The 21,815-nt window shown below is 73.9% G+C and carries 10 protein-coding genes; 2 read left to right on the top strand and 8 right to left on the bottom strand.

All coding sequences use genetic code 11. The annotated features are described in order from the left end of the window. The 8 genes from E1267_RS16460 to E1267_RS16425 form a co-directional block, all read right to left on the bottom strand. Positions 1-12,057: non-ribosomal peptide synthetase (locus tag E1267_RS16460; RefSeq protein ID WP_132333423.1), on the bottom strand; the 12,057-nt coding region annotated here is incomplete at its 3' end. Between the two features lie 6 nt (positions 12,058-12,063). Next, positions 12,064-13,851: an ABC transporter ATP-binding protein gene (locus E1267_RS16455; RefSeq protein ID WP_132333422.1), complete on the bottom strand. Its 1,788-nt coding sequence runs from the start codon at positions 13,849-13,851 to the stop codon at positions 12,064-12,066. Then, the gene (locus E1267_RS16450; protein WP_132333420.1) at positions 13,848-15,530 is read right to left on the bottom strand and encodes an ABC transporter ATP-binding protein; all 1,683 of its coding nucleotides are present in this window, start codon (positions 15,528-15,530) and stop codon (positions 13,848-13,850) included. The genes E1267_RS16455 and E1267_RS16450 overlap by 4 nt, the downstream gene beginning before the upstream one ends. Positions 15,531-15,538: 8 nt before the next feature. Further along, a complete protein-coding gene (locus E1267_RS16445; RefSeq protein WP_132333419.1) occupies positions 15,539-15,766 on the bottom strand; it encodes an MbtH family protein in 228 nt (75 codons plus the stop codon). Further along, the gene (locus tag E1267_RS16440; RefSeq protein WP_132333417.1) at positions 15,741-16,559 is read right to left on the bottom strand and encodes an ABC transporter ATP-binding protein; all 819 of its coding nucleotides are present in this window, start codon (positions 16,557-16,559) and stop codon (positions 15,741-15,743) included. The genes E1267_RS16445 and E1267_RS16440 overlap by 26 nt, the downstream gene beginning before the upstream one ends. Next, complete coding sequence (locus E1267_RS16435) at positions 16,556-17,608, bottom strand: FecCD family ABC transporter permease (RefSeq protein ID WP_132333415.1); 1,053 nt, start codon at positions 17,606-17,608, stop codon at positions 16,556-16,558. The genes E1267_RS16440 and E1267_RS16435 overlap by 4 nt, the downstream gene beginning before the upstream one ends. Beyond that, positions 17,605-18,660, bottom strand: a complete 1,056-nt coding sequence (locus tag E1267_RS16430; protein WP_246063946.1) for an iron chelate uptake ABC transporter family permease subunit — start codon at positions 18,658-18,660, stop codon at positions 17,605-17,607. The genes E1267_RS16435 and E1267_RS16430 overlap by 4 nt, the downstream gene beginning before the upstream one ends. Beyond that, the gene (locus tag E1267_RS16425) at positions 18,657-19,994 is read right to left on the bottom strand and encodes a lysine N(6)-hydroxylase/L-ornithine N(5)-oxygenase family protein (RefSeq protein WP_132333414.1); all 1,338 of its coding nucleotides are present in this window, start codon (positions 19,992-19,994) and stop codon (positions 18,657-18,659) included. The genes E1267_RS16430 and E1267_RS16425 overlap by 4 nt, the downstream gene beginning before the upstream one ends. A 225-nt stretch (positions 19,995-20,219) precedes the next feature. Here E1267_RS16425 and E1267_RS16420 point away from each other — a divergent pair, with 225 nt between their 5' ends. Both E1267_RS16420 and dapD read left to right on the top strand, forming a co-directional pair. Then, the gene (locus tag E1267_RS16420) at positions 20,220-20,642 is read left to right on the top strand and encodes a pyridoxamine 5'-phosphate oxidase family protein (protein ID WP_132333412.1); all 423 of its coding nucleotides are present in this window, start codon (positions 20,220-20,222) and stop codon (positions 20,640-20,642) included. A 22-nt stretch (positions 20,643-20,664) separates the two neighbouring features. Continuing rightward, entirely contained in the window at positions 20,665-21,627 is a 963-nt protein-coding gene (gene dapD / locus E1267_RS16415) for a 2,3,4,5-tetrahydropyridine-2,6-dicarboxylate N-succinyltransferase (protein WP_132333410.1), read from the top strand. Positions 21,628-21,815: the final 188 nt, after the last annotated feature.

Here is a 21,815-nt window from a genome sequence, read left to right as displayed (position 1 = left end):
GGCTGTCGTCGGACGGGAGGCGGCCGGTTCCACGGGCGTTCGGGGCAGGGTGGACGCGCCTTCGGCGGGGGTGAGGAGGTCGAGCCGCGCGACGGGCGTGTCCGGGGCGGTGACGAGCCGGTCGAGCACCCGGGTGACGAGGTCGAGCAGGTGCGTGGCGCGTTCCTGCCCGACCAGCTCCACGTCGTACTTGATCTCCAGGGTGAGCCGCTCTCCGGGGAAGGCGACCAGCGAGAGCGGGTAGTGCGGCGAGTCCGTGCCGGTGAAGCCGCGCAGGGCCGGCCCGGACCGCCCTCCCGCGCGTGCGGCGGGGAAGTTCTCCACCACGACCATGGTGTCGAAGAGGTCGCGGACCCCGGTGAGCCGGGCCAGGTCGGCGAGGCCGACGTGCTGGGCGTCGAGCAGGTCGCCCTGCTGCCGGTGCAGGCGGTCGACGATCTCCCCAAGGGTCTCCTCGGGCCGCCAGGACATCGGCACGGGAATGGTGTTGATCAGCAGGCCGACGATGGTCTCGACGCCGGGCAACCGCCCGCCGCGCCCGGACACCGTGGACCCGAAGATCACGTCGTCCCGCCCGAGCAGCCGGCCCAGCAGCAGGCCCCACGCCGCGTGCACGTAGGTGCTCAGCGTCACGCCGCGCTCGCGGGCCGCGGCGGCGACCGCCCCGGCGGGCAGCTCGCGGTGGACTCCGGCGTGCCTGGACACCGGGTACGCGGCGGGGAAGAGGCGCGTCGCGGCGTCGACCCCGGCCAGCGCGTCCGCCCACACGGCGCGGGCGGCGGCCCTGTCCAGCCCCGCCACCGCCTCCACGTGGTCGCGGAACGTCACCGCGGGCGCGGGCAGCGAGCCGCCCCGCTCGTACGCCTCCACGACGTCGCCGAAGACCAGCGGGTACGACCAGCCGTCGGCGAGGATGTGGTGCATGGTCTCCACGAGCCGGTGGTCGGTGTCGCTGAGCGAGACCAGCGCGTAGCGCAGCAGCGGCGGGTCCGCCAGGTCGAACGGCGCGGCCAGCTCCGAGGCGGTCAGGTCGGCCAGCCGTTCGCGGGCCTCGGCCGTGCCCAGCCCGCTCAGGTCGGCCGTGCGCCACGGCACCTCGACCGTCCCGGCGATCACCTGGACCACCCGGCCGTCGGCCAGCTCCTGGAAGCTCGCCCGCAGGGCGTCGTGGCGGTGCACCGTCGCGGTCACCGCCCGGCGCAGCGCCTCGGGATCGAGGGGGCCGGACAGCTCGGCCACCTGCTGCACCACGTACGTGTCGGTGTGGCCGGCCCCGAAGGACGCGTGGAAGTACATGCCTTCCTGCAGCGGCAGCAGCGGCAGGATGTCGCGGGCGCCGGCGAACCGGTCGACGTCCTCCTGCGTGATCGCGACCAGGGGGAAGTCCGACGGGGTGTGCCCGGCCAGGCCGGCGCAGCGGGTGAGGGCCGTCAGCGCGGCCAGCCACAGCTCGGCCAGCTCGGCGACCTCCCCCGCCGCCATGACGCCGGACGGCCAGGACAGCGTGGCCGAGAACACGGGGCCCTCCGGCCCGTCCTGGGCCAGGGCGTTGATCTCCAGCCCCATCGCGGGGTTGTCGGGGTGTACGCCCTCGCGCAGGGTTCGGCCGCCGGCGGCGAAGCGGCCCAGGTAGTTGAAGAGGATCTGCGGCGGTCGCGGGAGATCGAGCCGGTCGAGGTGGCGCAGGACGCCGTGGCCGAGCCCGTTGCGCGGAACCGCGCGCAGCTGTTCCTTGACGGTCTTGGCGGCTCGGGCCAGCGCAGGGCCGGCCGCGGTGACCTCGTCCCAGCTCAGCGGCCCGGGATCGAGGCGTACGGGGTGGATGGCGGTGAACCAGCCCACCGTACGCGACAGGTCGGCGCCCCCGGCGAGGTCTCCGTCGCGGCCGTGGCCTTCGAGGCTGAGGAGCACGGCGGACCCGTCGCCGCGCCCGTGGACGTGGCGCCACCGGGTGAGCGCGACGGCGAAGCCCGTCAGCAGCACGTCGTTGACGCCGCCGTGCATCGCGGCGGGCACGGCGCCCAGCAGGGCCGCGCTCGTCCCCACGGGCAGGGACACGGTCAGCGACCGTACGGTGGCGGCCGTGTCGGTCCCCGGATCCAGCGGGCGCGCGCCCAGCGGCGGATCGTCGGTGGCCAGGACGTCACGCCAGCGGCCGGCCTCGTCGCGGAAGGAGGGCCGCGCGTCCTGAACCGCCGACGCCCACGCGCGGAAGGAGACCGGGACCGGGTCGAGCACGGGTTCGCGACCGGCCGCCAGGTCCGCCCAGGCGGCGGCCAGGTCGCCGGCGATCACCCGCCAGGAGACGCCGTCGATGACCAGGTGGTGGACGACCAGGAGGAGGTCGCCGGGCCCGGGACCGCCGTCGAACCAGACCGCCTGGAGCATGATCCCGCGCTCGGGGTCGAGCCGCCCGGCCGCCTCCTCCTCGGCCAGGCGCCGCGCCGCCTCGCCTCCAGCGGCCTCCGCAGCGGCTTCCACAGCGGATTTGTCCTGGCGGGTGCACAGCGGGGACGCGTCGAACCCCTCCGGCGGCGGCACCGACAACGTCCAGGCGTCGCCGTCGCGGTCGAGGCGGGCCCGCAGCAGGTCGTGGCGGACGCAGAGTTCCCGCACCGCGCGTTCCACCTGCCGCACGCCGATCCCGGCCGGCACGGGCAGCACCATCGACTGGTAGAAGTGTTCCAGGGGTGTGCGGGCCAGCATCGTCTCGGCGAGCATCGGCGTGAGCGGGACGACCCCGGTCGCGGGCGCGCCCGGATCGGGCGTCTCCCCCGGCGCCTGCCGCGGGAGTGCGGCGGCCAGCGCGCGCACGGTGCGCCGGCGGAAGACGTCGCGTGGGGTGAGGTTCATGCCCGCCCTGCGCGCCCGGCCCGTCACGGCGATCGAGGAGATGCTGTCGCCGCCGATGGCGAAGAAGTCGTCGTCGACACCGACCTCGGGCAGGCCCAGCACCTCGGCGTAGATGGCGGCCAGGGCCTGTTCCCGCTCCCCGCTCGGTTCGCTCCGCCCGCCGCCGGGCGCGACGGGCTCGGGCAGCGCCGCCACGTCGAGCTTGCCGTTGACGGTGAGCGGAAGCTCGTCCACCACCCCGTACAGGGTGGGGACCATGTAGCCGGGCAGCCGTTCGGCCAGCGCCGCGCGCAGCCCGGCGGCGAGCTCGCCGCGGGCGGCGCCGGGCGCCGGGATCACGTACGCGACCAGCTTCTTCAGCCCCGGCGCCGCGGGATCGGGCCGGGCGACCACGGCGGCCTGCCGCACCTGCGGATGGGCCGACAGGGCCGACTCGACCTCGCCGAGCTCGACCCGGTATCCGCGGATCTTCACCTGGTCGTCGACCCGGCCGAGGAAGTCGAGGTTGCCGTCCTCGCGCCGGCGTACGAGGTCGCCGGTGCGGTACATGCGTCCCCCGGGCACGAAGGGGTCGGCGACGAAGCGGGCGGCCGTCTGCCCGTGGGCGTGCAGGTAGCCGTGGGCCAGGCCGGCGCCCGTCACGTACAGCTCGCCGACCACGCCCGCGGGCACGGGGCGCAGCCACCCGTCCAGCACGTACGCGCGGGTGTTCCGGATGGGGCGGCCCACGGTGGGAGTGGCGCTGTCGCGGGTGCCCGCGCCGAGCGTGTTGATCGTGTACTCGGTCGGCCCGTACAGGTTGTACCCTTCAGGGCCGTCCGGCCGGCTCAGCCGGTCCCAGACGCTCTCGCTGACGGCCTCGCCGCCGAGCAGCACCAGGCACGGGGCATGCTCGCCGCCGAGCAGGCCCTCCTCGAACAGCAGGTGGGCGTAGGTGGGGGTGACGTTGACGACGTCGATCCGGTGGTCCTGGCAGTACGCGACGAGCGCGGTGGCGTCCCTGCGCAGCTCCTCGTCGCAGATGTGCACCTCGTGGCCCTCGACCAGCCACAGCAGTTCCTCCCACGACATGTCGAACGAGAACGACACCGTGTGCGCGATGCGCAGCCGCCGCCCCCCGGTACGGCGCGCGGTCGGGCCGAAGATCTCGGCCCGGTGGTTGAGCTGCATGTTGGTCAGCCCGCGGTAGGGCGTCACCACGCCCTTGGGCCGGCCGGTGGATCCGGAGGTGTAGATGACGTAGGCGGGCAGGTCGCCCGGCACGTCCACGGTGACCGGGCCGGTCGCGAAGGCGTCCCAGCCGGGGAGCACGCAGCGCCCGCCGAGGCGCCGCTGGTGCCCGGCCAGCGCGGACCCGGGGTCGGCGCAGACGAGGAGGACGGGGCGGGCGTCGTCCAGCATGGCGGCCAGCCGGTCGACCGGATGGTCGAGGTCCAGCGGCAGGTACGCGGCCCCTGCCCGCAGGACGCCGAACAGCGACACGACCATCTCGACGCCGCGGGGCAGCCCGAGCGCGACGATCGTGCCGGGGCCCGCGCCCTGCGAGCGCAGCATCCGGGCGCACTGGTCGATGCGGCCGTCCAGCTCCGCGTACGTCAGCCGCCGCTGCCCGAAGACGAGGGCGACCTCGTCAGGGCACGTGCGGGCCCGCTCGGCCAGCAGGTCGGCGATCGTCTCCGTGCCGATCGGGTGTTCGGCCCGCGCCCACTGCCGTGACAGTTCGCCGCGTTCCTCGTCGAGCATCAGATCGAGCGCGCCGACCGGGACCGCGAGGCCGTCGGCCAGCGTCGTCAGCAACAGGGTGAAGCGGCGTACCATCCGGCGGGCGTCCCGCTCGGGCACGTCGGGCCGGTACTCCAGCTTGACGCGCAGGTTGGCGCCGGGGGTGAGCACCCAGGTGTAGGGGTAGTGGGTGCTGTCGGTGTAGTCGACGCCGACGATGCCGTGCTCGCGTTCCAGTTCGGTGAACGTGGTGTCGGACAGGAAGTTCTGCAACACGTACAGCGTGTCGAACAGCCGCTCCTGGCCGCACGCGCGGTGGATGTCGCCGAGGCCGAGATATTCGTGCGGCGCCAGGTCGACGCGGTCGTCCTGGGCGCGGCGGGCCAGGTCGAGCACAGTGGTGCCGGGCGTGGCCGCCACCCTGGCGGGGACCGTGTTGAGGAACAGGCCGATCACGTTCTCGATGCCGGGCAGCTCGGCCGGGCGGCCGGCCACGGTCGTGCCGAACACCACGTCCGTACGTCCGGACTCGTAGCCGAGCAGGATGCCGAGCGCGGCCGTCAGCAGCGCGTTGAGCGTGACGCCGCCGCGGGCGGCCTGCTCGGCCAGCCGTGTGGTGACCTCCGCGGGCAGCGCGGCGAGGACACGCTCGGACGGCACGGGCTCGCGGCCGGCGGCCTGCGGCGCGAGGACGGTCGGCTCCTCCACTCCCGACAGGGCCGCCCGCCAGGCGGCGGCGGAGGCGTCGCGGTCGCGTGTGCCGATCCAGGCGAGGTAGTCGGCGAACGTGCTCTCCGCGGCGGGCAGCGCGCCCCGCGTGCCGCCCGAGCCGTAGAGCGCGAACAGCTCACGCAGGACCAGCTCGCGCGACCAGCCGTCCCACAGCAGGAAGTGCGAGGTCAGCAGGAGCCGGTCGCGTCCGCCGGGAAGGCGTACGACGGTCAGCCTGACGAGGGGCGGGCAGGACAGGTCGAACGGCTCCTCCCGGTCGGCCCGCGTGACCGCGTCGAGCCGTTCCTGAGCCTCGGTCAGGTCGGCGACTTGCACCTCGGCGGGCACGTCGGCGGCGATGAGCTGCGAGCCGCCGTCGGCGGCGAACCCCGCGCGCAGGGTGGGGTGGCGGCGCAGCAGCGCCGCGAACGCCTCCGTCATGGCGGGCACGTCGACGCGCCGGTCGAGGTCGAAGACGTTCTGCGCGATGTAGGTGCTGCTGCTCTCCGCGTAGGTCGCCTGATAGTAGACGCCCTGCTGGAGCGGCGACAGCGGCCACGCCTCGCCCTGCGCGGCCGGCGCTGGCGGCGGTTCCGCCTCCCGCAGGGACGCGGCGAGCGCGGCGGGCGTGCGCAGGCGGAACACGTCCCGGGTGGTGAGCTCGACGCCGTCCCTGGCGAGCAGGCTGACGAGGCGGATGGCGAAGATGCTGTCGCCGCCGACGGTGAAGAAGTCGTCGTGGACGCCGAGACCGTCGACGCCGAGCAGGGCGCCGGCGCGGGCGCAGATCAGCGCCTCCTCGGCGGTACGCGGCGGCCCGCCCCTGACGCCGGGTTCCGGGTCCGGCAGCGCGCGGCGGTCCCGCTTGCCGTTGGGCAGCACAGGCAGGTGGTCCAGCACGGTCACCGTCGCGGGCAGCAGGTAGTGCGGCAGGTCGGCGCGGAGCAGGGCGCGCAGCCCCTGAGGGTCCAGTTTCTCGCCGGGCGCGGCCACCACGTACGCGTGCAGCGCCCCTCCCCGCACCGCCACCGCCGCTTCGCAGACCCCGGCGCGGCGCATCAGCGCGGCTTCGAGCTCGCCCGGCTCAACCCGGTACCCGTTGATCTTCACCTGGTCGTCCGCCCGGCCGAGGAACTCGACCCGCCCGTCCGGAGTCCAGCGTCCGAGGTCCCCCGTGCGGTAGAGGCGGTCGCCGTCGCCGAACGGGTCGGCGACGAACCGGTCCGCGGTCGTCCCCGGCCGGCCCAGATAACCGCGGGCGAGCTGGGCGCCGCCGACGTAGATCTCGCCCGTCGCGCCGGGCGGCACGAGCCGGAGCGCGGAGTCGAGCAGGTAGAGCCGCGCGCCCGGCACCGGCCGGCCGAGCGTCACCGGCTCCCGCGGGTCCACCTCGCCCTGGAGCACGTCCCCCGCGACCTCCGACGAGCCGTAGGAGTTGACGATCCTGGCATCGGGCGACGCCCGGCGCAGGGAACGGACGCACTCCTGGCCGAGCGGTTCGCCGCTGCAGATCCAGCGGTCGAGCGCGGCGAGCCGCTCGGGCGCCGTGTCCGCGAGCGCCGCGGCCAGGCTCGGCACGGCCAGCAGCTGGGTCGCCCCCGACCCCTCGACGAGCCGGGCCAGCGCCGCGCCGTCGGTGGCCTCGGCGTCCCCGGCGATGACCGTCGTCGCTCCCGCGACCAGCCCGCCGAGCAGCTCGGTCGTGCCGTCGATGAAGCTGAGCGAGCTCTTGGCCAGCCGCACGCGCGCGTCCCATTCCGTCGCCGCCCAGGCGAGGCGGCCGGCGAGCGCTCCGTGGGTGCCCACGACCGCCTTCGGCCTGCCGGTCGAGCCGGAGGTGTAGACGACGGAGACCGCGTCGAGCGGGGTCACGGGCGTGCCCGCGCCGGCCGGGCCCGCCGCGGCGGCCCTGACCGTGAGGGAGGGCAGGTCGTGCGGGGGCAACGTCCTGGCGTTCGCCTCGTCGGTGAGCACGCAGGCCGGGCGCGCGTCACCGAGCATGAACTCGATCCTGGCCGCCGGGTAGCCGGGGTCGACGGGCAGGTAGGCGGCCCCGGCCCGCATGACGCCGAGCAGGGCCACGGCCGTGTCCGCGGAACGGCTCGTCGCCACCGCGACGATGTCGCCGCGCCGCACGCCGGCCGCGGCCAACGTGCCGCACAACCTCCGGGACCGCTCGTCCAGCTCGGCGTACGTGAGCGTGGCCCCGGCGGACACGACTGCGGCACGCGCGGGGTGCCCGGCGACCTGGCGGTCGAACAGGTCCAGCACGGAGCTGCCGCCCTCCCCCGGTCCGGTCCCGGCGGCCATCAGCTGCCGGCGTTGTTCCCCGGTGGCGAGCTCCACCTGGCCGCACGTCAGCGTGGCGTCGTCGGCGACGGCGGCCAGCAGCCGCTCGTACTGGCCGATCAGCAGGCCGGCCGAGGCGGCCGGAACCAGCCGCCGGTCGTGGGTCAGCGTGAGCACGATCCGGTCGCCGGGCCTTGCCATCAGCGTCACGGGATAGTGGGGCGCCTCGACCGTCTCGATCCCGGAGATCGTGAGGTCCCCCTGCCCCGCGGGGGGCTCCGGGTAGTTCTCGACGACCACCAGCGTGTCGAACAGCTCGGCCACGCCCAGCCGGCGGTGCAGCGCGGCCAGCGGGACGTGCTCGTGCTCCATGACCTCGCGCTGCGTACGCGCGAAGCGGCGCAGCACGTCGGCCAGCGGGTCGGCGGGCTGCCAGCGCACCCTCGCGGGCACCGTGTTGATCAGCAGCCCGACCATCGCGTCGATGCCCGGCGGCTCCGATGACGCTCGGCCGGACACGGCCGAGCCGAACGTCACGTCGTCGCCTCCGGTCAGCCGCCCGAGGAGGATTCCCCAGGTGGCGGCGAGCACCGAGCCGACGGTGAGCCCGTTCCCCTGCGCCCATGCCCGCAGACGGTCGCCGAGATCGGCCGGCAGCTCACGCCGGACCCGGCCGAACCGGCCGCCGGCGGCTCCGCTGGTGGTGGGTCCGGCGAGCGCGGGGGCCAGCAGGGTCGGTTCCCGTACGCCCGCCAGTGCCTCGGCCCACACCTCGATCGCGGCGTCGGTGTCCTGCGCCGCGAGCGTCCTCAGGAACTCCCGGTAGGGCGGCGGCTCGGGCAGGGGCCCGTCCTCGTAGAGGGTCAGCAGGTCGCGCAGCAGCAGCGGCACCGACCAGCCGTCGGCCACGATGTGGTGCACGGTGTGCACGAGGGCGTGCCGGCGCGGGCCGAGCCTCACCAGCGCGAACCGCATGGCGGGCGGCCGGGCGAGGTCGAACGGCACCGCCCGCTCGGCCGCGGCGATCTCCTCCAGGACGGGCCGGGCGTGGTCAGGGCCGCTGAGGTCTTCGCTGCGCCACGGCACGCGCACGGGGCCGGCGATCACCGACACCACCTGCCCGTCGCCGGTGGTGCGGAAGGCCGCGCCCAGGTTGGGGTGGCGGCCGAGCAGCCGGTCGGCGGCGGTACGCAGCCGCTCGCCGTCCAGCGGCCCGGTGAGCTCGATGATCTGCTGGACGACGTACGGATCGATGCCGGGGTCGCCGTCGGGGTCGCCGTCGGGGTCAAAGGTGGCGTGGAAGTACAGGCCGGTCTGCAAGGGCGTGAGCGGCAGCACGTCCCGCAGCCCCGGCGTGTCCGCCTCGATGGCGCTCACCTCCGCCTGGTCCAACCGGACGAGCGGGAAGTCGGACGGCGTGTGCCCGGCGACCGTGTCGCTGGTGGCGATGTCGGTGAGGGTCCGCGTCCACAACGCGGCCAGTTCCCGTACCCGGTCGGCGTCGAGCACGCCCGCCGGCCAGCTGAAGGTGGTCCGCAGCACCGGCCCGCCGGCCGTGTCGACGGCGACGGAGTTGATCTCCAGGACGCGCGGCAGTGGCATGCGCGGATCGCGCCGCTCCACCACGACCTCGCCGCCACCGGCCGTCCCGCCACCGGCCGTCCAGTCACCGGTAGGGTCGCCGTCGAAGCGTCCCAGGTAGTGGACGAGCACCTGCGGCGTGACGGCCAGGTCTGGGCGCGGCCGCTTCCCCAGGTAGCGCAGCACCCCGTAGCCGAGCCCGCGTTGCGGCACCCGCCGCAGTTGTTCCTTGACCGCCTTGATCGCCTCGCCCGGCGTCCCGGAGCCGGGGTCGATCACGGCAGGGAACAGGGTGGTGAACCAGCCGAAGGTACGCGAGAGGTCGGCGTCGCCGACCGCCTCCTCCTCCCGCCCGTGCCCCTCCAGTTCCAGCAGCACCGCCGAGCCGCCGCCGCGCCAGCGGCCCACGGCACGCGCGGCGGCGGCGACCAGCACGTCGTTCACCCCGCCGTGCACGGCGGCGGGGACCGGGCCGAGCAGCCGGCCGGCGATCGCGGCGGGCAGCTCGACCGTGAGCGACCGCTCCGTGGCCACCACGTCGCGCCGCGGGTCGAGGGGGCGCTTGCCGATCATGGGGTCGGGCGCCGCCGCGGTACGCCGCCAGTGCTCCTCGCCGGAGCCGAAATCGCACTCCCGCAGCCGGGTCGCCCACTGCCGGAACGAGGTGGGCGCCTCGGGCAGCTCGACGGTGCGGCCTACGCGCGCCGCCTGCCACGCCTGGGCGAGGTCCTCCAGGAGGATGCGCAGCGACACGCCGTCCACGATTACGTGGTGAACCGTGATCGCGAGCCGCCCCTGGGCGCCGCCTCCGGCGTCCAGCCAGACCAGGTCGAGCATGCGCCCGCCCGCCGGGTCGAGCCGTTCCGGGGCGGCGGCGACCTGCCGTTCCAGCTCGGCAGCGGTCCTGACGCGAGTGATCACGTCGGCGGCCCGAGGCCGTCCCGGCGGCCGCACAATGAGAGTCCAGCGGCCGGTGCCGGCCGTCCGCGCCCGCAGCAGGTCGTGGGCGGCCAGCACCGCGTCGATCATGTTCTCCAGCTGGTCGCCGGTCAGCTCCGCAGGGGTGCGTACGGTCATCGACTGGAGGAAGCCGTCCATGGACGGGCCGGCGTCCTGGAGCCACTCGGTGATCGGCGTCGGCGGCACCTCCCCGACCCCGCTCACCGGGGGCGGTGAGGCGGTGCTCACGTCGGTGACCGTGGCCGCCAGCGCGGCGGGGGTGGGATGGGCGAACACGTCGCGCGGGCGTACCGCGAGCCCGGCGCGCCGCGCCTGCCTGACCACGCCGATCGCGACGATGCTGTCGCCGCCCAGGGCGAAGAAGTCGTCCTCGGCCCCCACGCAGGCCAGGCCGAGGACCTGCGCGAAGACCTCACACAGGACACGTTCGCGCTCGGTGCGGGGGGCGCGCGTGCGGGCCGCCGCCGGCTCGGACGGCCGGGGCAGCGCCTGCCGGTCCACCTTGCCGTTGGCGGTCAGCGGGAGGCGGTCGAGAACGACGTACGCGTCCGGCACCATGTACGCCGGCAGCCGCCCGGCGCACCAGTCACGAAGCTCCGCGGCCGTGACGGGGTCGTTCGACCGCGCGTACCCCACGAGCCGCCGCCCGTTCTCGTCCACCACGACGGCGGCCTGCCGCACGCCCGGGTGGGTGGCCAGCGCGGCCTCGACCTCCTCCAGCTCCAGCCGCATGCCGCGGATCTTCACCTGGTGGTCGGCGCGGCCGACGAACTCCAGCGAGCCGTCGGGCGCCCACCTGGCCAGGTCGCCGGTCCGGTACATCCGGGAGCCGTCGGCGGCGAAGGGGTCGGCGACGAACCGGCCTCCGGTGAGCGCGGGCGCGTTGATGTAGCCGCGGCCGAGCAGGAACCCGGCTGCGTACAGCTCGCCGACGGTGCCGGCGGGCACCTGTTCCAGGCGTTCGTCGAGGACGTACAGCCGGGTGTGGGGGTTGGGCCGGCCGATGGAGGTCGCGATGCGCTCGGCGGTGTCGCGGTAGACGACGTGCGAGACGCCGATGGTGGCCTCGGCCGGGCCGTACCCGTGGTAGAGCGTCGTCGGCACCTGGCCGCGGAACCGCTCGAACAGTTCGGGGGTGAGCACCTCGCCGCCGCACCAGACGTGCTTCAGCCCCGACAGCAGCGACGTTTCGCGGTCCATCTCCAGCAGGACGTCGAGCATCGACGACACGAGGTAGACGAACGTCACGCCCTCGCGGGCGATCAGGTCCAGCAGATAGTGCGGGTCGCGTTCGCCGCCGGGCTCCGCGACCACCACGTGGCCGCCGCAGACGAGCGGCAGCAGGATCTCGTTGACGGAGATGTCGAACGACAGCGGCGCCTTGAACAGCGACGCGTCGCCGGGGCCGAAGCCGAGAACGTCCTCCACCTGCCAGAGCAGGCGGTGGCTGATCGCCTCGTGGCGGATCATGGCGCCCTTGGGCGTTCCGGTCGAGCCGGAGGTGAACATCACGTACGCCAGCCGGCCGCCCTGGATCGACACGGGCGGCGGCTCGGCGGGCTCGTGGGCGTACCGCCACGAGCCGAGATCCACCTCACGCGGGCCCAGCGTGCGGACCGCTCCCGCCTCGGCCATGACCTGGTGGCGGCGTGCCTGCGGCCAGGCCGGGTCCACGGGCACGAACGCGCCGCCCGCCACCATGATCGCCAGTACGGAGACGACCATCTCGGCCGAGCGCGGGGTCGAGACGGCGACGACCTCCTCGGGGCGCAGCCCCTGTCCGTGCAGGTGCCGCGCGAGTTGGAATACGCGGGCGCCGAGTTCCGCGTACGTCAGCCGCACGCCGGGCGCGACGACGGCCGGCGCCTGCGGGGTCCGGCGCACCTGGTCGATGAACAGGTCCGCGATCGTGGTGGTCCTTGCGGGGGAGTTCGTTTCCATGGCTGCCTAACGTGATGACGACGTGGGGGTGCGCGCCTCCCAGGCACGCCAGAGCTGCGCGTACCGGCCGCCCGCGGCGACCAGCTCCTCGTGTCCGCCCTGCTCCACGATCCGGCCGTGCTCCAGGACGACGACCCGGTCGGCGGCGGCGGCCTGGGCCAGCCGGTGGGCGACGATCAGGGTGGTCCGTCCCCGGGTGGCCGCGGCGGCGGACTCCTCCAGCGTGCGCGCGCCGAGGCTGCCCGCCTCCGCGGTGGCCTCGTCGAGGATGGCGATCGCCGGGTCGACGAGGATCAGGCGGGCGAGGGCGAGCTGCTGGGCCTGGGCCGTGGTCAGCTCGTGACCGCCCTCGCCGACGACCGTGTCCAGACCGGCGGGCAGGGCCGTCGCCCAGTCCAGCGCGCCGACGGCGGACAGCGCGGCGGCGATCTCGCCGGCCGGGGCTCCCGGCCTGGCCAGCCGCAGGTCCTCGATGAGCGGGCCGGCGAAGACGTGGACCTCCTGGGTGATGATCGCGACGTGCGCGCGCAGCCGGTCGGGCGCCTGCGCCACGCCGGCGACGGACACGGTGCCGGTCTCGGGGCGCAGGATGCCGGCGGCGATGGCGGCGAGCGTGGACTTGCCCGCGCCCGTCGACCCGACCAGCGCGACGCGGGCGCCGGCGGGCACGCTGATGGAGACGCCGTGCAGCACCTCCGGCCCGCCGTCGTAACGGAAGCGCACGTCGCGCAACTCCAGCGCGGCACCGGCCGGCTCGCCCACGCCGTCGCCGTCAGGGTCGTCGCCGTCAGGGTCGTCGCCGCAGTCCGGGGCGAGGTCCGCCACGCCGACCAGCCTGGCCAGGCTCGCCGCCGCCGCCTGCAGTTCGTCGAACGTGAACAGCAACATGCCGATGGGGTTGAACAGGCGATGGAACAGCACGGCCGCCGCGGCGCTCTGGCCCACGGTGGCGGCTCCCGACCGGACGAGGAGGAAGCCCACCACGAGGATCGCGGCCAGGCCGAAGAACTCCGCCCGGTTGATCCGGCCGACGAACCGGGTGAACAGCGTGAAGACCGACACGGAGATGTCGTGCACCTGGTACGAGGCGTCGCCGATGTCGCGCAGCCGGCGCTGCTCCAGCCGGTAGGCGTGCACGGTCCGTACACCCTGCATGTTCTCCACCAGCAGTTGCGAGTTGCCGGCCACGGCGTGCCGTTCGGCGGCGTACTTCGGCGCCGCCCGCGGCAGGTACCACCGCAGCGCCGCCACGTACAGCGGGACGGCGACCGCGCCGGCGAGCCCGAGCCTCCAGTCCATCCCGGCCATCGCCGCGATGCTCAGCACGCCCAGCAGGAACGCGGAGATCATCGTGGGGATGACGCTGGTGGCGGCCTTGCCGATGGCGGCGGCGTCGCTGCTCACCCGCGACAGCAGGTCGCCCTTGCCGATCCGCTCCAGCGTGGTGGCGGGCAGGCGGAGCGCCCTGGCTACCGTACGTTCGCGCAGGTCCGCGAGCATGTGCCCGCACACCCGGCCGACGAGGTACGTGGCCGTGCCGGTGGCCACGCCGCCGACGACGGCCGCGGCCACGATCACGACCGCGATGGGGACGATCGCCGAGACCGGCGCGTTCTCCTTGACGCGGTCCACGAGCACACCCAGCGCGTACGCCGGCACCACCGACGCGGCGGCACCCACGACGCCCACCAGCGCGGCGAACGTGCTGCCGAGCCACCGCGCACGGAGTTCGAGCCGCAGCCACGCCCAGGTTCTGCGGGCGCCGGCGATGGGCAGTCTGTCCGATCCGGTCATCGCAGTACCGCCCGGTTGTAGTCGTCGTGGGCAACGGCCAGTGCGGCGTGGGTGCCCTCGGCGGCGATCCGGCCGCCGTCGAGGACCACGACCCGATCCGTCATGGCGAGCAGGGCGGGGCTGCTCGTCACCACGACGGTGGTGAGCCCGCCGGAGCGGGGGTGGCGCAGGGCGCGCAGCCCCCGGGCGATCTCGTGCTCGGTCACGGCGTCCACGGCGGTGGTGGGGTCGTGCATCACGAGGATCGGGGGGCGTGCCGTGAGCGCGCGGGCCAGCGCCAGCCGTTGCCTCTGCCCGCCCGACAGGCTGGCGCCCCGCTCGGTGACGACGTGCGCGAGGCCGTCGGGGTGGGCGGAGACGACCTGGTCGGCGGCGGAGGCGGCCAGCGTGGCCTCGTCCAGCGGGCCGCCGGCGGTCACGTTCTCCTCGACGGTCCCGGTGAAGAGGTCGGTGAGGTGGGGTTCCACCAGCAGCGCGCGGCGGGCGTCGGCCGGGTCGAGGTGCGCCAGGTGCGTGCCTCCGACGAGGACGCCGCCTTCGTACTCGTCGGGCGCCACCCGGCCGGACAGGACCTTGACCAGCGCCTCCCCGTCGGCGGAGCGGTGGGGCACCACGCCGACGAATTCGCCGGGGCGCACGTGCAGGTCGACCCCGTCGAGCGGACCGTACCTGAGCGCCCGCAGTTCCAGGTCCGGGGAGCCGGCGCCGAGCGTCTCCGTGCCCTCGGGCAGCAGCGCGGGCGCGTCGAGGACCGTGGCGACGCGGTCGGCGGACGCCCTGGCCTCGGCGACCCAGCCGGGCGCGACGGCGAGCGTGCCGACGGGCTCCATCAGGAACTGCGCGAGTCCGATGACGGTGATGAGCTCGCCGACGGTGACGCGGCCGTTGAGCGCGTACCACCCGGCCAGGATGGCGATGCCGCCGGCCAGCAGCGCGCCGCCGGCCGTGGAGGCGGACAGGTACGCGCCCTGGGTGCGGGCGGCGCGCAACGCCGCCCGCAGGGACCGCCTGCTGACCTCGTCGTAGCGGGCGGCCGCCGCGCGTTCCGCGCCGATGCCGCGCAGCGGGCGCACCCCGCTGACCAGGTCGGCCGCCAGGGAGGTGGCCTCACCGGCGAGGTCCTGCTGCTCGGTGACCCGCTTGGTGATCACCGGGGACGCGGCCTGGAGCCCGAGCAGCACGACGGGGGTCCCGACCAGTACGGCCAGCCCGAGCTGCACGTCGATCACCAGCAGCGCGGCGGCGCTCACCGCGGTCGCCGTCAAAGCGCCCGCGACGCGCGGCACGTAGTCGAGCAGGTAGGAGGTGTTGTCGGTGTCGGTCGTGGCCACGGTGAGCAGATCACCGGTCCGGCGGTCGGTCCTGATGCCGCGCGCGTTCATGATCTTGGAGGCGACCTCGACGCGCAGCAGGTGAGCCTCGTCGGCGATGGCGAGCATGAGCCGGCGGGCGCCGAAGCGGTAGGCCAGGCTCAGCGCGGTGAACAACCCGGCGAGGGCGGCCACCCACAGCACCAGGGCGCCGCCGTCCCCCGGGCCGATGGCCTGGTCGACGATCACCCCGATGAGGATCGGCACCAGCGACTCGCACACCATGTGCAGGCTGATGAGGCCGGTCCCCGTGCTGAGCTGCCACCGGTTGCGCGTCACCGCGCGCCACAGGACCCGCCGGCCGGTCATGGGCCGCGTCACTGCTCGGCGGCCATGCTCTCGCGCAGGCTCTTCGGCCGCAGGTCCGTCCAGTGCTCCTCGACGTAGTCCACGCACTCCTGGCGTTTGCTCTGGCCGCCCTCACCGAAGACCACCCGCCAGCCCCGCGGCACCTCCTTGAACGTCGGCCACAGGGAGTGCTGCTCCTCGTCGTTCACCAGCACGTAGAACGTCCCGTTCTCATCGTCGAAGGGATTGTTGGACATCGTGACTCCTGACTGCTTGGTGGGATCGGGGAATGACCAGCGGGGTGTGGGTCTCAGGGTCGTCGATGACGCGGCAGGGCAGGCCGAACACGTCCTCGATCAGCTCGGCGGTGACGATCTTCCTGGGGTCGCCCTGCGCCACGACGACGCCCGCCTTCATCGCGATGATGTGGTCGGCGTACCGGCAGGCCTGGTTGAGGTCGTGCAGGACGGCCACCATGGTGTTGCGCTGCTCCCGGTTCAGGCGCAGGCACAGTTCGAGCAGCTCGATTTGGTGGGCGATGTCGAGGAACGTGGTCGGCTCGTCGAGCAGCACGATCGAGGTCTCCTGGGCGAGCACCATGGCCACCCAGACCCGCTGGCGCTGGCCGCCGGAGAGCGTGTCGACGAGACGCCCGGACAGGTCGGTGACGCCGGTCGCCGCCATCGCGCCCGCCACTGCCGCCTCGTCCCGGGCCGACCACTGCCTGATCAGCTTCTGGTGCGGGTGACGTCCTCTCGCCACCAGGTCGGCCACGGTGATGCCCTCCGGCGCGATCGACGACTGCGGCAGCAGGCCGAGCCGCCTGGCGACCTCCTTGGCCGGGTAGGAATGGATGTCCCTGCCGTCCAGCACCACCTGTCCGGCCGTGGGCTTGAGCAGCCGCGACAGCGATCTGAGAAGGGTGGACTTGCCGCAGGCGTTCGGGCCGACGATCACAGTCAGCGCGCCGTCGGGGATGTCGAGGCTGAGGTGCTCGCTGATCGGCCGCTGGTCATAGCCGAGGGTGAGGTCCCTGGCGCTCAGTCTCATGAGCTCGCCTTCCGCATCGGCCCGGTCAGCAGCCAGGCGAAGTAGAGGCCGCCGAGCGACACCGTCACCACGCCCACGGGGAGCTGGGTGGGGGCGAACGCGCGCTGGCCGAGCCAGTCGCTCGCGGTCAGCAGCAGCGCGCCCATGACGGCCGAGGGAGCCAGGGACACACCCGCCGTACGCGCGAGCAGGCGGGCCAGTTGCGGGGCGGCGAGCGCGACGAACGCGACCGGCCCGGCGGCGGCGGTGGCCACGGCGGTCAGTGCCACGCCGACGACGAGGTAGAGCAGCCTGGCCCGTTCCGTGCGCACGCCGAGCGCGGCGGCGGACTCGTCGCCCATCGCCAGCAGCGACAGGCGCGGCCCGAGTGCCAGCAGGCATCCGGCGAGCAGGACGAGCGCGGCGGCCACGGGCGGGACGTGCTCCCACTTCACCGTGTTCAGGCTGCCCTGTCCCCAGATGGCCGCGGCGACCGCCAGGCGCAGGTCGACCTTGATGACGAACCACTGGTTCAGTGAGGCGAGTACCGCGCTGATCGCGATCCCCACGATGATGAGCCGGAACCCCTGCACACCCCGCCTGTACGCCAGCAGGTAGACCACCAGGGCGGCCACGAGCCCGCCGGCCAGCGCGCCCGCGGCGGTCTCGTAGTAGCCGCGGCCGACCAGCACCATCGTGACGAGCACCCCGGTGTAGGCGCCGGTGTTGAACCCGATCACGTCGGGGCTGCCGAGCGGGTTGCGCAGCAACGACTGGAAGACGGCGCCGCTGAGCCCGAGCGCCGCGCCGATGAGCAGGGCCATCAGCACGCGCGGCAGCCGCCACTCCACGACCACCAGGCGGGTCGCGCCCGACCCCTGCCCCGCCAGGGCCTGGATGACCTCGCCCGGCGGCACCTCGAACTCGCCGGTGCCCAGCCCGAGCACGGCGAACGCCGCGGCGGCGAGGCCGAGCGCGGCGCAGACGAGCACCGTGCGCACGCCGAACCTGAGGGACGCGCGGGGCCGGCGCAGGATGACGACCCGGTGGCCGAAGTCCACCCCGCTCATGAGCCCGTCACCGCCCGCCGGCGGATCAGCCAGATCAGCACGGGCGCCCCGAGGAACGCGGTGACGATCCCGGCCTGCAGTTCGCCGGGGCGGATCAGCACGCGTCCCGCGACGTCGGCGCAGAGCAGCAGGATCGGGGCGCAGACCACCGTGTACGCGAGGATCCACCGCTGGTCGGGCCCGACGATCCGGCGCACGGCGTGCGGCACCATCAGGCCGATGAACCCGATCGGGCCGACCGCCGCGGTCGCCGCCCCGGTCAGGAGCGCCACCGAGGCCACCGACAACACGCGGGTCCTGGTGACGCCGGCGCCCAGCGAGCGGGCGAGGTCGTCGCCCAGCGCGACGGCGTTGAGCGAGCGGGCGGCGGCGAACGCCAGGACCAGGCCGGCCAGGATGAACGGCGCCACCGCTTCGGCGATGGCCAGCGGCCGCCCGCCGAGCGTGCCGACGTCCCAGAAGCGCAGGTAGTCGAAGGCGCGCGGCTTCAGCAGCCGGATGCCGGCCGAGACGCCCTCCATGACGGCGCCGAGGGCCACGCCCGCGAGCGTCAGCCGGAGCGGCGACGCCTCACCGCGCCCGATCGAGCCGAGCGTGTAGACGAGAACCGTGGCGAAGGCCACCCCGGCGAACGCGAACCACACGTACGACCAGATGGACGTGAGGCCGAGGACCCCGATCGCGAACACCACGAACAGCGCCGCCCCCGCGTTCATGCCGAGGATCTGCGTGTCGCCCAGCGGGTTGCGGGTCACCGCCTGGATGACCGCTCCCGAGACGCCGAGCGCGGCTCCCGCCAGCAGCCCGAGGACGGTCCTCGGCACCCGCAGCTCCCGCACGATCGTGTGGTCGTCGCTGTCGGCGGCGTGGGCGAACGCGTCCCACACCGTGCCGAGGCCGATGTTCTTCGTGCCGACGGCGATGCTCAGCAGGCACGCGGCGACCAGCGCCGCGACGAGTACGAGCAGCCAGCCGCCGCGTCCGGCGTTGCCCCCGGCGACGCCCGCCGGCCGGTCCGCCGGTGCGGCCGGCCGGCGATCGGAGAGGATCACCAGGTCGCCGCCCTGGCCCGCCGCGTGTGGCCGGCCAGCAGCGCGTCGCGGATCTCACCGGCCCTTACGGCGGTGGCGGACAGCAGCGTCGAGGTGAGGCCGTGGGTGTGCTCACCCGCGCCTTGTAGGTAGATGCCCGCCGACACGTGCGCGGGCGTCTCGACGCGGTAGTCGCGGCCGATCCTGATGCGGTCCTCATCGTCGCGCAGACATAACTTGGCCGCCTGGCCGAGGACGGTGCCGAGGTCCTGGGGCCGGTAGCCCGTGGCGTGGACGAGCAGGTCCGCTTCGAGCACCTGGTGCTCGCCGGTGGGCAGATATTCCACCGTGACGTCGAGGCGTTCGCCGTGCTCGCCGACCTCCCGGATGCGGGAGGCGCGCAGGATGCGCAGCCGCTCGCCGCCCTGGACCTTCTCCCGGTACATGGTCCGGTAGAGGGTCTCGATGAGGTCCAGGTCGACCACCGAGTAGTTGGTGCCGCGGTGGTAGTCGAGCAGGGACTGCTTGACCTGCGGCGGAGCGCCGAAGAAGGTGTCCACGGCCTCGGGGTCGAAGATCTGGTTGGCGAAAGGGCTGTCGTCGGCGGGGGTGTAGCCGTATTTGGCGATGACGGCGCAGACTTCCGCGTCGGGAAAGGCGCGGTGCAGGTAGTCGGTCGTCTCGGCCGCGCTCTGTCCGGCGCCGAGCACCAGGGCCCGCCGCACGGGGACGCCGGCCTCCTTGAGCGCGGCCACCCGGGGCAACAACTCGCTGTTGTGCCAGACCCGGTCGGAGACGACCGTCTCCGGCGGCAGGTGCGGCTCCAGCCCGGTGGCGACGCAGAGATCGCGGGCCCGCCGCACGGTGGTGCGGCCGGGACGCTCCGGGTCCCTGCTGACCACGTCGAACGCGGGAATGCCGCCGTCCTCCGCGGTCACCGGCTCGACGGACACGACCTCCTCGGAGTACGCCACCAGGTCGCGCACCCGCTCGGCCGCCCACTCGAAGTAGGCGTGGAACTCGATCCGCAGCGGGTAGAGCGTCTTGTGGTTGAGGAAGTCCACCAGTCTGCCGGAGTCCTTCAAGAAGCACAGGAAGCTGAAGTCGCTGGCGGGATCGCGCAGGGTGACCAGGTCTTTCAGGAACGACACCTGCATGGTGGCGTCGTCGAGAAGCATCCCCTTGTGCCAGCCGAAGCCGGGCTGCTTCTCCAGGAACCGCATGTGGAGCCGTTCGGGTGCGGGGACCCGGGCGTTGTGCTCGCGCAGGGCGATCGCCAGTGCGAGATTCGATGGGCCGAAGCCGATTCCCAAGATGTCATAGGTGCCGCCAGGTCTGCTCAGCAGTGTCTCCACCGAGGCATCGCCTCCCTCTGCGGCAGATGTTAGATTAGGTTAGCCTAACCTTGCAAGGAGGGTATCCCGCCATGACGCGAGGCCACTCGCGAGTCACGGTCCGAGCCACGCCGCGTCCGGCGGCCTGCCGGACGACCCGCGCGCGAAAGGTACAGCGAGTGGCTTTTCGAGACCGCTCCCACCGGGAATAGCCGTCCCAAGATCGATGAAGACGGGGGTGAGCGCATGCCGTTGGACGTGGCGGCGAGGGAGGCGTTCCTGGCGGAGCCGCACATCGCGAGCCTCGCCGTGGAGGCCGGCGAAGGGCGGGGGCCGCTGAGCGTGCCCGTCTGGTACGACTACAGTCCCGGCGGCGAGATCCGGTTCCTGACCGACGGCGACTCGGTCAAGGCCCGGCTGATCGCGAAGGCGGGCAGGTTCACGATGCTGGTGCAGCGGGTCAGCCCCACCTACCGGTACGTGTCGGTGGAGGGGCCGCTCGTGCGCTCCGACCCGACGACGCTGGAGGATCTGACCCGCATCTCGGCGCGCTACCTGCCGCCCGACGCCGTGTCCGGCTACGTGCAGGGCTCCGACCTGCACGCGCTCGTCACGTTCAGGATGCGGCCGGAACGCTGGCTCTCCGCCGACCTGGGCGCCCTCGGCTGAGCGGAACCGGTATTTTGGCCACGTGACTGCTATCGACCCCACCTCGACCGGCGCGTTCGGCGTCGGCCTCGCGACCATCGCCTCCGACGGCACCGTGCTCGACACCTGGTTCCCCGCGCCCGAGCTGGGCGACGCGCCCGTCTCCGGCACCGAGCGGCTCCCCGCCGGCGAAGCCGGCGAGCTGGCGGAGTCGGCCGGGCCGGACGCGGCGCGAGGCGTGGAGGTGGTGGCGGTGCGCACCGGCATCGCCAAGCTCTCCGAGGCCCCCGTCGACGCGCACGACGTCTACCTCCGGCTGCACCTGATCTCCGCGCGCCTGGTCAGGCCGCACGGCGTCAACCTCGACGGCATCTTCGGCCTGCTCGCCAACGTGGTGTGGACCAGCGCCGGCCCCTGCGCGGTGCCGGGCTTCGAGCAGACCCGCCTGCGGCTGCGAGCCAGGGGCGCGGTGACCGTCTACGGCGTCGACAAGTTCCCGCGGATGGTCGACTACGTGATGCCGTCCGGCGTGCGCATCGCCGACGCCGACCGGGTCCGCCTGGGCGCGCACCTGGCCAGCGGCACCACCGTCATGCACGAGGGCTTCGTCAACTTCAACGCCGGCACGCTCGGCGCCTCCATGATCGAAGGCCGCATCTCGGCCGGCGTCGTGGTCGGCGACGGCTCCGACGTCGGCGGCGGCGCGTCCATCATGGGGACGCTGTCGGGCGGCGGCAAGCAGGTCATCTCGATCGGCGAACGCTGCCTGCTCGGCGCGAACGCCGGCATCGGCATCTCGCTGGGCGACGACTGCGTGGTGGAGGCCGGCCTCTACGTGACGGCGGGCACGAAGGTCGCGCTGCCCGGCGGCCGGGTGGTCAAGGCCGCCGAACTGTCGGGGTCGAACGGCATTCTGCTACGACGCAACTCGCAGTCCGGCGCGGTGGAGGCGGTGCCACGCGACGGCGCCACCGTCGAACTCAATGCCGCGCTGCATGCCAATTGATTTTCCGGCGCCCGCCCGCGCCTTCACGGCTCCGCCCGGGTCCAACCACCCACCGTAAACAGCTGAGGGCCCTCCAGGAAACCACCGCCGACCCGGCGTAACAAACCACCTTCCTTTACGGCTCCGCCCGGTTATGCCACCCGCCGCACATGGCTGGGCACCTTCCAGGAAACGGCCGCTGACCCTTC

The sequence above is a fragment of the Nonomuraea longispora genome (genome assembly GCF_004348345.1).
Lineage (GTDB): Bacteria > Actinomycetota > Actinomycetes > Streptosporangiales > Streptosporangiaceae > Nonomuraea > Nonomuraea longispora.
This window is presented reverse-complemented; position numbering and strand designations above follow the sequence as displayed.

Coding starts and splice junctions, on each gene's coding strand:
- E1267_RS16420 (WP_132333412.1), top strand. CDS start 20,220: ATGCCGTTGGACGTGGCGGCGAGGGAGGCGTTCCTGGCGGAGCCGCAC.
- E1267_RS16455 (WP_132333422.1), bottom strand. CDS start 13,851: ATGACCGGATCGGACAGACTGCCCATCGCCGGCGCCCGCAGAACCTGG.
- E1267_RS16435 (WP_132333415.1), bottom strand. CDS start 17,608: ATGAGCGGGGTGGACTTCGGCCACCGGGTCGTCATCCTGCGCCGGCCC.
- E1267_RS16445 (WP_132333419.1), bottom strand. CDS start 15,766: ATGTCCAACAATCCCTTCGACGATGAGAACGGGACGTTCTACGTGCTG.
- E1267_RS16440 (WP_132333417.1), bottom strand. CDS start 16,559: ATGAGACTGAGCGCCAGGGACCTCACCCTCGGCTATGACCAGCGGCCG.
- E1267_RS16450 (WP_132333420.1), bottom strand. CDS start 15,530: ATGACCGGCCGGCGGGTCCTGTGGCGCGCGGTGACGCGCAACCGGTGG.